14 protein-coding genes are annotated in these 14,528 nt (G+C 62.2%); 5 read left to right on the forward strand and 9 right to left on the reverse strand.

Going from position 1 to position 14,528, the window contains the following annotated elements:
* Positions 1–106: 106 nt before the first annotated feature.
* From trpC to QAO71_RS14585, 9 genes are all read right to left on the reverse strand, one after another.
* Positions 107–901 carry an indole-3-glycerol phosphate synthase TrpC gene (gene trpC / locus QAO71_RS14545; protein WP_280164751.1) on the reverse strand — a complete coding sequence of 265 codons (795 nt, stop codon included), beginning with the start codon at positions 899–901 and terminating at the stop codon, positions 107–109.
* On the reverse strand, positions 898–1,947 hold the full coding sequence (gene trpD, locus QAO71_RS14550; protein ID WP_036989156.1) for an anthranilate phosphoribosyltransferase: 1,050 nt from the start codon (positions 1,945–1,947) through the stop codon (positions 898–900). The genes trpC and trpD overlap by 4 nt, the downstream gene beginning before the upstream one ends.
* 20 nt (positions 1,948–1,967) lie before the next feature.
* A complete protein-coding gene (locus QAO71_RS14555) occupies positions 1,968–2,564 on the reverse strand; it encodes an aminodeoxychorismate/anthranilate synthase component II (protein WP_036989154.1) in 597 nt (198 codons plus the stop codon).
* Between the two features lie 10 nt (positions 2,565–2,574).
* Positions 2,575–4,053: an anthranilate synthase component I gene (trpE, locus tag QAO71_RS14560; RefSeq protein ID WP_036990160.1), complete on the reverse strand. Its 1,479-nt coding sequence runs from the start codon at positions 4,051–4,053 to the stop codon at positions 2,575–2,577.
* A 181-nt stretch (positions 4,054–4,234) separates the two neighbouring features.
* Positions 4,235–4,912: a phosphoglycolate phosphatase gene (locus QAO71_RS14565; protein ID WP_074777549.1), complete on the reverse strand. Its 678-nt coding sequence runs from the start codon at positions 4,910–4,912 to the stop codon at positions 4,235–4,237.
* Between the two features lies 1 nt (position 4,913).
* Positions 4,914–5,588 carry a ribulose-phosphate 3-epimerase gene (gene rpe, locus QAO71_RS14570; RefSeq protein ID WP_036989152.1) on the reverse strand — a complete coding sequence of 225 codons (675 nt, stop codon included), beginning with the start codon at positions 5,586–5,588 and terminating at the stop codon, positions 4,914–4,916.
* An 81-nt stretch (positions 5,589–5,669) separates the two neighbouring features.
* Entirely contained in the window at positions 5,670–6,455 is a 786-nt protein-coding gene (locus tag QAO71_RS14575; protein ID WP_280164752.1) for a DnaJ domain-containing protein, read from the reverse strand.
* A 1-nt stretch (position 6,456) separates the two neighbouring features.
* Positions 6,457–7,134: an N-acetylmuramate alpha-1-phosphate uridylyltransferase MurU gene (gene murU, locus QAO71_RS14580; RefSeq protein ID WP_280164753.1), complete on the reverse strand. Its 678-nt coding sequence runs from the start codon at positions 7,132–7,134 to the stop codon at positions 6,457–6,459.
* A 3-nt stretch (positions 7,135–7,137) separates the two neighbouring features.
* Complete coding sequence (locus QAO71_RS14585) at positions 7,138–8,148, reverse strand: phosphotransferase (RefSeq protein WP_280164754.1); 1,011 nt, start codon at positions 8,146–8,148, stop codon at positions 7,138–7,140.
* Between the two features lie 165 nt (positions 8,149–8,313).
* On the opposite strand from QAO71_RS14585, the gene QAO71_RS14590 reads away from it, so the two are divergent.
* From QAO71_RS14590 to apaG, 5 genes are read left to right on the forward strand one after another with little or no spacing between them, the layout of a single operon-like run.
* Positions 8,314–11,067, forward strand: coding sequence for an LPS-assembly protein LptD (locus QAO71_RS14590; protein WP_280164755.1), 2,754 nt, complete (start codon positions 8,314–8,316; stop codon positions 11,065–11,067).
* A complete protein-coding gene (locus QAO71_RS14595; protein ID WP_074777540.1) occupies positions 11,057–12,346 on the forward strand; it encodes a peptidylprolyl isomerase in 1,290 nt (429 codons plus the stop codon). The genes QAO71_RS14590 and QAO71_RS14595 overlap by 11 nt, the downstream gene beginning before the upstream one ends.
* Positions 12,347–13,339 carry a 4-hydroxythreonine-4-phosphate dehydrogenase PdxA gene (gene pdxA, locus QAO71_RS14600; RefSeq protein WP_280164756.1) on the forward strand — a complete coding sequence of 331 codons (993 nt, stop codon included), beginning with the start codon at positions 12,347–12,349 and terminating at the stop codon, positions 13,337–13,339. It begins immediately after the preceding gene.
* Entirely contained in the window at positions 13,336–14,145 is an 810-nt protein-coding gene (rsmA, locus tag QAO71_RS14605) for a 16S rRNA (adenine(1518)-N(6)/adenine(1519)-N(6))-dimethyltransferase RsmA (protein ID WP_280164757.1), read from the forward strand. The genes pdxA and rsmA overlap by 4 nt, the downstream gene beginning before the upstream one ends.
* The gene (gene apaG / locus QAO71_RS14610) at positions 14,138–14,521 is read left to right on the forward strand and encodes a Co2+/Mg2+ efflux protein ApaG (protein ID WP_036989142.1); all 384 of its coding nucleotides are present in this window, start codon (positions 14,138–14,140) and stop codon (positions 14,519–14,521) included. The genes rsmA and apaG overlap by 8 nt, the downstream gene beginning before the upstream one ends.
* Positions 14,522–14,528 lie beyond the last annotated feature (7 nt).

The raw sequence follows: 14,528 nt of genomic DNA on the forward strand, positions 1-14,528 counted from the left end.
CCACCACACGAGCGCCCATGGATGGCTAGAGCGGGTCCGCGCAGGAGCTAACCACCCGCGCAGCGTTGCACGCGCCAACAGCGCAACCACCAGCCACTACAAACAATCAGAAAAACAACCGCTTCAACTCAGCCCCCGGATCAGACGCCCGCATAAACGCCTCGCCCACCAGGAAACCATAAACATCATTGGCCAGCATCAACTCCACATCGGCACGAGTGAGAATGCCACTCTCGGTAACCGCCAGACGATCCGCCGGCACACGGCTCAGCAATTGCAGGGTGGTATCCAGGGACACCTCGAAGGTATGCAGATTACGGTTATTGATACCTACCAACGGCGTATCCAGTTGCAGCGCCCGGTCCAGCTCGGCACCGTCATGCACCTCAACCAGCACATCCATCCCCAGCTCGACCGCAGCGGCATTCAACTCAGCCATCTGCCCATCTTCCAGCGAAGCCACAATCAGCAGAATGCAATCAGCGCCCATCGCCCGGGCTTCGACCACCTGATAGGGGTCGACCATGAAATCCTTGCGGATAACCGGCAGATCGCAGGCCGCACGAGCCTGCTGCAGATACTCCGTACTACCCTGGAAGAAATCGATATCGGTCAGCACCGACAGGCAAGCCGCACCACCCTGCTGGTAACTGACCGCAATCTCCGCCGGGTTGAAGTTCTCGCGAATTACCCCCTTGCTCGGCGACGCCTTCTTCACCTCGGCAATGACCGCCGGCTGCTGCGCTGCCGCCCGCTGGCGCAGCGCCTGGGCAAAACCGCGCGGTGCATCAGCATGGGTGGCCAGCCGTTGCAGCTCGTCCACTGAAATGCGCGCACGGTTTTCCTTCACTTCTTCATACTTGCGCGCAACGATATTTTCCAGAATGGTCGGCAGGCTCATTTCTGCAGCGCCTCCTCGCGAAAGATTTCAGTGAAGGACGCCAGCTCGGCCAGCTTTTCCCGGGCCATGCCCGAATAGAGTGCATCGGAGGCCAACTCAACACCCTCTTTCAAGGTACTCGCCACGTCGGCTGCATAGAGCGCAGCACCGGCATTCAGGATGATCATATCCGCCGCCTTCTCACCGACTTCGGTCTCGCGCTTGCCCAGCGCATCACGGATCAGCTTCAGTGATGCCTCCGGGCCTTCCACGGTCAGCCCGATCAGGCTGCGACTCTTGATACCCAGATCCTCCGGGCTCACCTCATACTCAGTGACCTTGCCATCTTTCAGCTCGGCAATATGCGTCGGCGAGGCCAGGCTGATCTCATCCAGACCATCGCGCGAATGCACGATCAGTACATGCTGGCTGCCCAGACGACCCATCACCTCCGCCATCGGCCGGCACAGCGCCTTGCTGAACACCCCGATCACCTGATGCTTGACCCCAGCCGGGTTGGTCATCGGCCCAAGCATATTGAACAAGGTGCGCATGCCCAGCTCGCGCCGCGGCCCGACCGCATGCTTCATCGCCCCATGGTGCGCCGGGGCAAACATGAAGCCGACGCCCACATGCTCCACACAGCGCGCCACCTGCTCCGGCGTCAGGTTCAGGTTGATGCCCGCCGCCTCCAGCAGATCGGCGCTCCCGCTCTTGCCGGATACCGCACGGTTGCCGTGCTTGGCCACCTGACCGCCAGCGGCCGCCACCACAAAGGCCGCCGCCGAGGACACATTGAAAATGTTTGCCCCATCACCACCGGTACCGCAGGTATCGACCAGGTTATCACCCGGAATCGCCACCTTGGATGCCAGCTCACGCATGGCCAGGGCCGCGCCGGTGATTTCATCCAGGCTTTCACTCTTCATGCGCAAGGCCACCAGCATGCCGCCGATCTGCGCATCAGTGCACTGGCCGGTCATGATCTGCCGCATGACATCCTGCATTTCCTCGGTGGACAGGTCGATCTGTTCGACAACCCTGGCCAGCGCTGTGGTGATATCCATTGTTAGAATCTCCTGAATCGTCAGCTGCGCATTCCGCCCTGCTGTTTGAGAAAGTTGGCCAGCAGTTCATGGCCCTGTTCGCTGAGAATGGACTCGGGATGAAATTGCACCCCCTCGATCATGTACTGGCAATGGCGCAGCCCCATGATCTCGTCCACCGTACCGTCCGCATGTTGCGTCCAGGCAGTCATCTCCAGGCAATCGGGCAGGGTATCACGCTGCACCACCAGGGAATGGTAGCGGGTCACGGTCAACGGATTGGCCAGCCCGGCGAATACGCCCACGCCCCGATGGTAGACCGGGCTGGTCTTGCCATGCATGGCTTCACGGGCGCGTACCACCTCGCCGCCGAAGGCCTGGCCGATGCTCTGATGGCCCAGGCAGATGCCCAGAATCGGCAGCTTGCCGGCAAAGTGCTGGAGAACAGGTACCGAGACACCGGCTTCGTTCGGCGTGCAGGGGCCGGGCGAGATCACGATGCGCTCAGGCTGCAACGCCTCGATCTGCGCCACGCTCAGCTCATCGTTGCGCACGACCTTGACCTCGGCACCCAATTCACCAAGGTACTGCACCACATTCCAGGTGAAGGAGTCGTAGTTGTCGATCATCAATAACATGCTCAGCTCCTCACTCGGCCGATTGTTCGGCCAGCGCCACGGCGCGGAACATCGCGCGACGCTTGTTGATGGTTTCTTCCCATTCCAGCTCGGGCACCGAGTCGGCGACGATGCCACCGCCAGCCTGCACATGCAGCTCACCATGCTTGATCACCGCGGTGCGGATGGCGATCGCGGTGTCCATATTGCCATTCCATGCCCAGTAACCCACCGCGCCACCGTAGACGCCGCGCTTGACCGGCTCCAGCTCGTCAATGATTTCCATGGCGCGGATCTTCGGCGCACCGGACAAAGTGCCCGCCGGCAGGATCGCACGCAGGGCATCCATGGCGGTCAACTCGGGGCGCAACCGGCCACGGACGTTGGAAACGATGTGCATGACATTGGAGTAGCGCTCGATGACCATCTTCTCGGTCACCTGCACCTGGCCGATGGCAGCCACCCGGCCCACGTCATTGCGCCCCAGGTCGATCAGCATCAGATGCTCGGCCAGCTCCTTGGCGTCGGACAGCAGATCCTGCTCCAGCGCCAGGTCAGCCTCTTCGGTGGCTCCGCGCGGGCGGGTACCGGCGATCGGCCGCACCGTCACCTCACCCTCCTCCACCCGCACCAGCACCTCGGGCGAACTGCCGACCACATGGAAGTCGTCCAGGTTGAAGAAGTACAGATAGGGCGTTGGATTCTGGCTGCGCAGGGCGCGGTAGAGGTCAATCGGCGCCGCCTTGAAGTCGATGCTCATGCGCTGGGATGGCACCACCTGCATGCAATCCCCAGCCAGGATGTAATCCTTGATGGTGTCGACCGCGTTCTGGTAATCCTCACGGGTGAAGCTCGCGCGGTATTCCAGATCACGCTCTGCGACGGCAGCCAGATCAAGCCCGGGACGCGGGGTGAAGGGTGCGGCCAGCTGCGCCAGCAGCCCATCCAGACGGCGGTTGGCCTGCTCCCAGGCATCGTCGTTTGCCGTGTCGGCCAATACGATGACGTGCAGTTTTCCAGCCAGGTTGTCGAATACCACTACCTCATCGGACACCATCAATAGTATGTCCGGATTACCCAGCGGATCGGGATTGGGCGAATCGCCAAGCCGGCGCTCCACATAGCGCACGCAGTCGTAGCCAAAATAACCGACCAGCCCGCCATTGAAGCGCGGCAGCCCGGGAATACTTGGCACCTGATAGCGCGCCTTGAACTCTTCGACGAAGGCCAGCGGATCCTCACACTGGTGGGATTCGGTTTCGACACCGTCCACCAGCACGCTGGCGGTGTAGCCATGCACCTTCAGCAAGGTGCGCGCCGGCAAGCCAATAATCGAATAGCGGCCCCACTTCTCACCGCCCTGTACGGATTCGAGCAGATAGGAATAGGGCGCGTCGGCCAGTTTCAGATAGGTGGACAGCGGCGTGTCCATATCAGCCAGCACCTCGCGCACAACGGGTACGCGGTTGCAATCCTGGGCAGCCAGGCGGAGGAATTCGTCTTGGGTCATGATCAGCCTCATGGGCGGGTAGATGTCACACACACAAACCGGGCGCCTGCGCAGAAGGCAGGCGAAAGAAGTTCAGGGACGCCAACGCCAGCGGGCGAGCGCCTTCATCATTCCCATCAGTATGCGGTTGCTGACAAACACGGCTGATCCATCGATTCGGTGAACAGGTAACGCTGCAAGACTATATGAGCGCATCGAGCGAATCAACCAGCAGGTCCGGCTCCTCCAGTGCAACCGACCGGCCATGGTTGTAACCGTAGCTGACCGCGACCACCCTGACGCCGGCGGCGCGAGCGGCCAGTACATCGTTGCGCGAATCACCGATGAACAGGCTCTGCTGCGCGGTCACGCCAGCGGCGGACATGACCTGTAGCAGCCCCGCCGGATCGGGCTTCTTCACTGGCAGGGTATCGCCACCGATAATCCAGTCGAAGCGGCCCAGCCCTTTCTCTTCCAGCAACGGCGCAACGAAGCGTTCGGGTTTATTGGTGATCACCGCCAACGCCACTTGCCGCGCCCGCAGCCAGTCCAGCAGCGCCGACACGCCCGGGTAGACGGTGGTAGCGTCATGGCCGCCGGAATAGGCCTGCATGAAATCGGCCAGCGCCGCCTGGGCCTCGGCCTCGTCCACGTTCGCATGATCAATACTGTCGGCCAGGGCACGGCGCACCAAGACCAGGGCACCATTGCCAACCCAGTCCTTTACCCGCGCGACGCCGGCGGCCGGACGATTGCGCAGGGCCAGTACCTGGTCCACCGCTGCCGCCAGATCCGGCACCGAGTCGACCAGAGTGCCGTCCAGATCGAACATCACCAGGCGTGGCAAGGCACCGTCGAACAGCCGCTCCAGCTCGCTCATGCTAGCGCTTCACCTGGGCCAGTTCGGCGCGCATCTGATCGATCACAGTCTTGTAATCCGGCGCATTGAAAATGGCCGAGCCGGCAACAAAGGTGTCAGCGCCCGCTTCGGCTACCTGCCGGATGTTCTGCACGTTCACGCCGCCATCGACTTCCAGGCGGATATCCCGCCCGCTGGCGTCGATCAGCGCCCGCGCCTCGCGCAGCTTGTCGAGGGTGCCGGGGATGAATTTCTGCCCACCGAAACCGGGGTTGACGCTCATCAGCAGGATCATGTCGACCTTGTCCATCACGTACTTCAAGGCGTCCAGCGAGGTTGCCGGGTTGAACACCAGCCCGGCCTTGGCGCCACCTGATTTGATCAGTTGCAGGGAGCGATCAACGTGGTCGCTGGCTTCCGGATGAAAGGTGATGAAGGACGCGCCGGCTTCGAGGAAATCACCGATGATGCGGTCGACGGGGCGGACCATCAGATGCACGTCAATGGGCGCGGTAACGCCGTATTTGCGCAACGCAGTGCAGACCATCGGGCCAATGGTCAGGTTGGGTACGTAGTGGTTGTCCATCACATCGAAATGAACAATGTCGGCACCCGCCGCCAGCACCCGGTCCACATCTTCCCCGAGACGGGCGAAGTCGGCAGAGAGAATGGACGGGGCTATCGCGTAATCAGGCATGGCAGACCTCTGGGATAATCGGAACCCGGGTATTCTACCCTCTCGAGCAGCACTCGTGGGGATGCGCTGGCTGCGCGCCCGTCAGCGGAAACCGCGATACCGCCGGATCTTCTCGTAGGCCTGCTGAATCCGGTGGACTTGCTCACCCGCTGCGGCCAACTCAGCTTCATTCGCACCAGCGGCCAGTTGCTTATCCGGGTGATGACGGCTGAGCAGCCGGCGATAGGCGCGCTTGATCTGCGCCGGTTCCGCGTCGAGCTCAATACACAGCACGGCCGCAGCCTGCTGCAGCCCACCACCGGCGGCGACCGGGGCGGCACTGCCCGGGCGGCGGCGCTGGTGGCGCTGTTGCATCCGCTGCTGCTCGGCCTTGCCCAGGCCGGCAATGACGGCCCAGCGGTCGAGCAACTGGCGCGCGGCCGTACTCGGCTGCCCCTGTACCAGCGCCATGCGCCAGCAACCATCGAGCAATTCGGCATTGCGCCCCGGCTGCTGACGGCACAAGCGGCGCAGCTGCCTCTCCATAGCGGTGGCCGGCAACTTGCCCCGGTTGAAATCGGCCATGGCGGCCAACCGTTGTGACTCATCCAGGCGGTACTGCTGCATCAGTTCCCGAGCCAACTGCAGATGCTCGGGCGTTACCCTGCCATGGGCCTTGGCCATGCGCCCCAGACAGAGAAAAAGCACCTGCTGGAATTCCGGCCTCAGCCCCAGCCGCCGCCCCAGCTGCGCCGGCAACTCGGACCAGCGCCGCAAACCCCAATGCCGGTCCAGCGCATGGCCGAGTACCCCACCGAGAATACCGCCGGGCACGCCGGCAACGGCACTTCCCAACAGCACACCCACTACGGTCATCGGCCACAACATATCAGCGCTCCCGCGCCCGCAGATCGGCCTGCTGCAACCGCTCCGGCGTGCCGACATCGATCCAGCTGCCAGCATGGGCTTCGCCACTGACCAGCCCCTGCTCGGCAGCGGCCCGCAGCAGCGGCGCCAGCGGTTGCGGGCCCTCGGCCAAGCCAGCGAACAGCCGTGGCGACAATACCGCTATGCCGCTGTAGGTCAGGGCTGCGCTGCGCTCGGCCTCGTTCGCGGGATTGACGATTGCCCCTTCGCGCAGCAGGAAGTCGCCATGAGCTTTGAAGGGCGGGTTATCCACCAAGACCAGATGCGCCAGCTTGCCAGTTGGCAACTGCAGCCGGGAAAAGTCGAAATCGGTCCAGATATCACCATTGACCAGCACGAAAGGCTCTTCACCCAGCAACGGCAGGGCGCGCAGGATGCCGCCGGCGGTTTCCAGCGGTTGCTCCTCGGCCGACCAACTGATCCGCACGCCGTGGGCGGCACCATCATCGAAGGCCGTTTCAAGCTGCTCCCCCAACCAGGCATGGTTGATCACCAGCTGGCCCAGTCCGGCCCGTTGCAAGGCTTCGATATGCCACTGGATCAGCGGTTTTCCGGCCACCGGCAGCAACGGCTTGGGAGTATGCAGGGTCAGTGGGCGCATACGCTCGCCCTTGCCCGCCGCCAGGATCATTGCTTTCATCTATTACAACTCCAGACTGTCCAGCAAGCGGCGCAGCGGAGCCAGCCGCGCATCGCTGTCGCAGGCGTCACGCAGGTATTGCACGAAGCGCGGTACATCTTCCAGATAATGCGGCTTGCCATCGCGATAGCGGATGCGGGCGAAGATGCCCAGCACCTTGAGGTGACGCTGCACGCCCATCAGCCGGGACTGACCAAGAAAGGTGTCAAAGTGCGCCGGCAAGTCGATACCTGCTGCGCGCGCCTGTTCCCAGTAGCGGCCGATCCAGCGCTCACGCTCGGCCAGCGGCAGATTGAAGAAGGCATCGGCAAACAGCGAGGTCACGTCATAACTGGCCGGCCCGTACAACGCATCCTGAAAATCCAGCACGCCAGGCTCGCCCGGGGCCGTCATCAGGTTGCGCGGCATGTAGTCCCGATGCACGAAGACCTTGTTCTCGGCCAGATGGCTGTCCAGCAATGTAGTGCACAAGGTTTCCCAGTCCGCCCGCTGCTCGGCATTCAGCTCATGCTGCAGATGTCGGGCGACAAACCAATCAGGAAACAGCGCCAGTTCACGGCGCAATACCCCTTCATCGTACTCGGGCAGTTCACCCGGCCGACTGCTGGCCTGCCAGCGCACCAGGGTGCTGATGGCCCCGGCGTACAGCCGCTCCAGTTCGGCATCACTCACCCCGGCCTGAATACTCTGCAGATAGGTGCGCGCGCCCAGATCCTCCAGCAGCAGAAAGCCCTGTTGCGGGTCGGCGGCGAGAATGGCGGGTGTCTTCACACCGGCGGCGGCCAGCAAACCGGCGATCCGGATAAATGGCCGCACGTCTTCCTGCTCCGGCGGCGCGTCCATGATGATCAGGCTGTGCGCCCCATCGCTCCAGCGAAAATAACGGCGAAAACTGGCATCGGCACTGGCCGGTTGCAGCTCGCCGGCACCGACCTGAGCCCAGCCCTGCTGCTGGTGCGCCTCGGCCAACGCCGCGGGCAACCAAGCCTCCAACAAACTTCGTCTTGCATCCACCTTGGGGTCTCCTGCTTCCGCACTGGCTCTGGCGCCTAACAATGCTTTATTATCCACGATCTCGATAAGCAGACGCAGCATGCATGTTGCAATTGCCTCGCACAAGGGAGACGCTTCCGAGTCATCGCGAGCCTGCACGCCCGACTGAATCCCGGATAACGACAAATGGCCTACCCAAAACCACCGTTTCGCCCCTCCTTCTCCCTGCTGCTGGCCAGCGGACTCCTGCTGGCCCAACCCGCTACCAGCCTGGCGGTCAGCCAGGTCGAATGCCGCGCCGACAGCGCCGGCGGTGGCTGGGTATGTGTGCCACTCGAAGCCACCGCGGACCTGCCGCCGCGGCCCGGCACGCCGGTGGTACGTACCACCGAAGCAGAGCCGGAGCCCGAACGCGCCGTCAGTGAAATCCGCCAGCCCGCCGCCAGCCCGCAGACGGCGGACTTCAGCGAACTGGATTGGGTACCCCGCGACCAGTTGACCGAAGCCCAGCAGGCTGCCATCGCCCCCTATTGCAGTGGCGACTACATCGAGCCGCCGCGGGCCGGTCGGGATGACAACACCCCCTTCGACCAGCTCCCGGTCTATGCCAGCGCCGACTCCAGCAGCTTCGAACAACGCAACCAGACCGGCACCCTGCAGGGCGACGTCTTGCTGCAGCAGGGCCGACTCCAGGCCCAGGCCAATGAAGCCAGCTTCGATCAGGGCAACAATCTGGTCCGCCTGAACGGCGACGTGCGTCTGCGCGACCAGGGTGTCCTGGTATTGGGTGACCGGGCACAGATGCAGATCGACAGCGGCGAAACCCGTATCGAGCAGGTACGCTATGTCGTCCACGACGCCAATGCCCGCGGCAGCGCCGAAAAGCTGATGCGCCGCGACGACGCCGTCATCGTCATGACCGATGGCAGCTATACCACCTGCTCCCCAGGCAACAACGCCTGGAGCCTGCACAGTGATGATATCGAGCTGGACCGGGAAAAAGGCTGGGGCGAAGCCAAGCATGTGACCCTGAAGGTGAAGGATGTACCGGTGTTCTATACCCCGTACATCTATTTCCCATTGGATGACCGCAGGATGTCCGGTCTGCTGGTGCCGAGCATGTCTTATAGCAGCGGCTCCGGCTCACACCTGACCACGCCGTATTATTTCAACCTTGCGCCGAATTATGACGCCACCCTGTATCCCACGCTGATGAGCGATCGAGGGCTTCAGATGGAGGGCGAGTTCCGCTACCTGACCCCAACCAGCGAAGGGCAGTTCGGCGCATCGGTACTGAATGACAGTGAGGATGAGCGTGAGCAGCAATCCAAATATCGGGATCAACGCTGGATGTATAGCTGGCAACATGTCAGCAACATCACGCCCCGGCTGCAGGCCAGCGTAGACTATACCGATATCAGCGATCCCTATTATTTTCAGGATCTTGATACCTACCTCGGCATCGACACAGGCAACTTCCTCGACCAACGTGCCGGGGTGAGCTGGCAGGGCGATAGTTTCCGGGCCGCTATCAATGTGCACGGCTATGAAAGAGCAACGGTAACCGACATCACCCCTTATGAACGTCTTCCACAAATCACGTTGAATGGCACGCTACCGTTTCAGCCTGGCGGACTGCGCTTCAGCTACGGCAGTGAATTCGTCAGCTTTCAGCGCAACCTGATGGATGGATATTTTACTGATGAAGATGGTATTACCGGGCTGCCCGAACATCGCTGGTACGATGACCGTCTGACCGGCCTCACTCGGGCGGAAGGCGAACGCCTGCATCTTGAACCAAGCATCAGCCTACCCTTGGATTGGGATTGGGGCTTCGTGCACCCCTCATTGAAATATGCCTATACCCGCTACGACCTTTCTCTGGACAGTGCGGGGCAAGCCAGCCTGGGCCAAAGAGATGGCGTCTATTATGAGCGCTTCGACAGCAATCAGGACCGCAGCGTGCCCATCTTCAGCGTGGATAGCGGCCTGTATTTCGATCGCCCCACCGAGCTGTTCGGTCAAAGTTATACCCAGACCCTTGAGCCCCGCCTGTTCTATCTGCACGTGCCGGAAGAAGATCAGGACAACATTCCGATTTTCGACTCAAGCGAGCCAGCCTTCGGCTATGCCTCGCTGTGGCGGGAGAATCGCTTCTCGGGCAAAGACCGGATTGGTGATGCCAACCAGGTGTCTCTGGGCCTGACCAATCGCTGGCTCGAGGCGAATGGCTTCGAGCGCCAGCGGTTCAGCATCGGCCAGAGTTTCTATTTCCGTGACCGCAAGGTGCAGCTGCGCGGAATCGACTACCGCGACCGCGAAAGTGCGCAATCATCGGAATCCCCGATAGCAATGGTGTACCAGTACCGCTTCAACCGGGACTGGCGCTTTACTTCATCATTCAACTGGGATGCCGACCAGAGCGAAACTCGTAGCGGCAGCGCCATGTGGCACTACCAGCCGGAGGACAACCCGCGCAAGATCCTGAATGTCGGCTATCGCTACCGCAACGACACCATGCGTTTCGATCGAGAAACAGGCCAATGGACAACCAACCCGGACTACGGAGTCCCGGGCACGCCAAACTATGTCCGCAACTACTACAAGACCGACCATCATGACATGTCCTTCATGTGGCCAGTTTCCCCACAATGGAGCCTGATCGGCCGCTGGCAACGCGACTATGGCCGCAACCGGACCGTGGAAGCATTCGGCGGCTTCGAGTACGACAGCTGCTGCTGGAAACTCCGGGTGATCAATCGTTACTGGATCGACTACGATGAAAGGAGTCTCAACCCCAACCGCAATGATGAACCGGATCGTGGCATTTTCCTCCAGATTGTCTTCAAAGGCCTCGGCAACGTTGCCGGCAGTGGAGTGGATGCGCTTCTGGAAGAAAGCATCAATGGCTACAGAGAGCGTGAAAACAATGCATTTTAAGCTACACCGCAAGCTCATCGGCCTGTGTGCCGGTCTGCTGATCAGCACTGGCCTGCAAGCCCAGATGGTTGAATTGGACCGGGTCGCGGCCATCGTCGATAACGACGTGGTCATGCAGAGCCAGGTGGAAGAGCGGATGGACACCATCCGTCAGCAACTCAGCGAAAGGGGTACCGAACTACCTCCCGAAGAGGTGCTGCGCACCCAGGTGATCGACCGTCTGGTGCTGGAAAGCATCCAGTTGCAGATGGGCGAGCGAGCCGGCATTCGTATCGATGATGCCAGCCTCAACCAGACCATGCAGCAGTTGGCCGAGCGCAACGGGGTAACCCTGGAGCAGTTTCGCGCCGCCCTCGATCGCGACGGCATCAACTACAACCAGGCACGCGAACAGGTGCGCCGGGAAATGATCATCAACCGGGTGCGCCAGCGCCGGGTGGCCGAGCGGATTCAGGTCAGTGATCAGGAAGTGCGCAACTTCCTCAACTCCGAAGTCGGTCGCTATCAGACCGCCGCCGATTACCGCCTGGCCATGATCGTGCTGCCGGTGTCGGAAAACGCCAGCAGCGATGAGGCCCGCCAGCAAGCTGAGGTTGTCAGCGATATCCACCGCGAACTGAGCGAGGGCGCTGATTTCACTCGCCTGGCGGTCAGCCGTTCCGGTGGTGAGCACGCCCTGGAAGGCGGTGAGCTGGGCTGGCGCAAGGCCGCCCAATTGCCTCCGACCTTCGCCAATGCGGTAGCCGATCTGGAGATTGGCGAGATTACCGCACCGCTGCGCTCCCCCGCTGGTTACCACATTCTCAAGCTGCTGGAAAAGCGCGGCGGCGACAACCTGCTGGTGGACGAATTCAATGTGCGCCACATCCTGATCAAGCCCAGCGAAATCCGCAGCGAAGAAGAAGCCGCCCAGCTGATTGGGCGGCTGTATGAGCGCATCCGTGCCGGCGAATCCTTCGCCACCCTGGCGCGCTCCTTCTCGGAAGACCCGGGCTCGGCACTCAACGGTGGCTCGCTCAGCTGGGTGACTGCCGACGCCATGGTCCCCGAGTTCCGCGAGGTCATGACTTCAACACCGGAAAATCAGATCTCAGCGCCGTTCCAGAGCCAGTTCGGCTGGCACATCCTGCAGGTGGAAGGTCAGCGGCAGGTCGATATGACCGATGAAATGCGTGAGCAGCAAGCCCGCAACCTGCTGCAGAACCGCAAGTTCGATGAGGAGCTGCAGACCTGGCTGCTGGAGATTCGTGACGAAGCCTATGTCGAGATCAAGAGCTAAGTGACTGTTTCCGCCATTGCCCTGACCGCCGGCGAACCCGCCGGCATCGGTCCCGATCTGTGTCTGCTGCTGGCCCGTGAGCCCTGTGCCCATGAGCGCGTGGTCATCGCCGATCCGGACCTGCTTGCCGAGCGTGCCCATCAGCTCGGCCTTGCCATAGAACTGCAAGCCTACGACCCGACACGCCCACCAGCTGCGCAGCAGGCCGGCCAGCTCCGTGTGTTGCCAGTACCCCTGGCGGCTGGCTGCCAGCCCGGCAAACTGAACCCGGCCAACGCCCGCTACGTGCTGGAAACCCTGCGTCTGGGTGGCCAGGGCTGTATCGACGGGCAGTTCGCCGCGGTAGTGACAGCGCCGGTGCACAAAGGCGTGATCAACGATGCCGGTGTGCCCTTCTCCGGGCACACCGAGTTCTTCGCTGACCAGACCGGCACTGAGCAGGTAGTGATGATGCTGGCCTGCCCCGGCCTGCGCGTGGCCCTGGCGACCACCCATCTGCCGCTGCGCGAGGTAGCCGATGCCATTACCCCGCAGGCGCTGGAACGGGTAATCCGCATCCTGCACAACGATCTGCGCAGCAAATTCGGCATCGCCGCGCCACGCATCCTGGCGTGCGGTCTGAACCCCCACGCCGGCGAAGGCGGGCACCTGGGCCGCGAGGAGATCGACATCATCATCCCGCTGCTGGAGCGCCTGCGCGATGAAGGCATGCAGCTGGATGGTCCACTGCCCGCCGATACCCTGTTCACCCCCAAACATCTCGATCAGGCCGATGCGGTGCTGGCGATGTATCACGACCAGGGCCTGCCGGTGCTCAAGCACAAGGGCTTTGGTCAGGCGGTCAACGTCACCCTGGGCCTGCCGATCATTCGCACCTCGGTCGATCACGGCACAGCGCTGGATCTGGCCGCCACCGGACAGGTCGACGTTGGCAGCCTGAAGGTCGCCCTGCACACCGCCATCAGCATGATCGAAGCCCGAGGCCGGCAATGAATGAATTTGCTCCACACCGGGCGCGCAAGCGTTTCGGTCAGAACTTCCTGCATGATCACGGCGTGATCAATCGTATCCTGCGTGGTATCGCCCCGCGTGAAGGCCAGCACCTGGTCGAGATTGGTCCGGGCCAGGGTGCGCTGACCGAAGGTCTGCTCGCCAGTGGTGGCCGACTCGACGTGGTCGAGCTGGACCATGACCTGCACCCGCTGCTGCAGGCCCGCTTCGGCGGCAGCCCGCAGTTCACCCTGCACAAGGGCGACGCGCTGAAGTTCGACTTCCGCTCCCTGGCCCAGCCGGGTGAGAAACTGCGGGTGGTCGGCAACCTGCCGTACAACATCTCCACGCCGCTGATGTTCCATCTGCTCAATCAGGCCGACTGCATCGCCGACATGCATTTCATGCTGCAGAAGGAAGTGGTGCAGCGCCTGGCTGCCGGCGCCGGCATGAATCATTACGGCCGCCTGGGCATCATGGTGCAGTACCATTGCCAGGTAGAGCATCTGTTCGATGTGGGTCCCGGCGCCTTCAATCCGCCGCCCAAGGTCGACTCGGCGATCGTGCGCCTGACGCCCCATGCCGTGCTGCCGCATCCCGCTGATGATCCCAAGGTCCTGGAGCTGATCGTCCGTGAAGCCTTCAATCAGCGGCGCAAGACGATGCGCAACACGCTCAAGGGCCTGCTCGATGCCGATGCCATCGCCGCCGAAGGTATCGATCCGACCCTGCGGCCGGAACAGATCGACCTGGCCGGCTTTGTGCGGCTGGCCAACCGCCTGGCTCGCGAGCAGCGTGACCATGACTGATTCCCGGCTACAGAACATTCTGGTCGAGGCGCAGACACGCTATCTGAACGAGCAGTCCGACCCGGCGCAAAACCGCTTCGCCTTTGCCTATACCATCACCATCCGCAATGCCGGCCAGGTCGCCGCCCAACTGCTCGATCGCCACTGGGTCATCACCGACGGCAACGGCAAGGTCCAGGAAGTCCGCGGCCCGGGTGTGGTGGGCGAGCAGCCACTGATCGAGCCCGGTGCCAGCTACACCTATACCAGTGGTTGTCTGCTGGAAACCCCGGTGGGCAGCATGCAAGGCAGCTATGGCATGCGCAGTGCAAATGGGGAGGAATTTCGCGCGCCGGTCGCGGTCTTCCGTTTGGCCAGACCCAACGCGCTCAACTGAGGTACCG

This window comes from Halopseudomonas sp. SMJS2, assembly GCF_029866945.1.
GTDB classification, from domain to species: Bacteria; Pseudomonadota; Gammaproteobacteria; order Pseudomonadales; family Pseudomonadaceae; genus Halopseudomonas; species Halopseudomonas bauzanensis.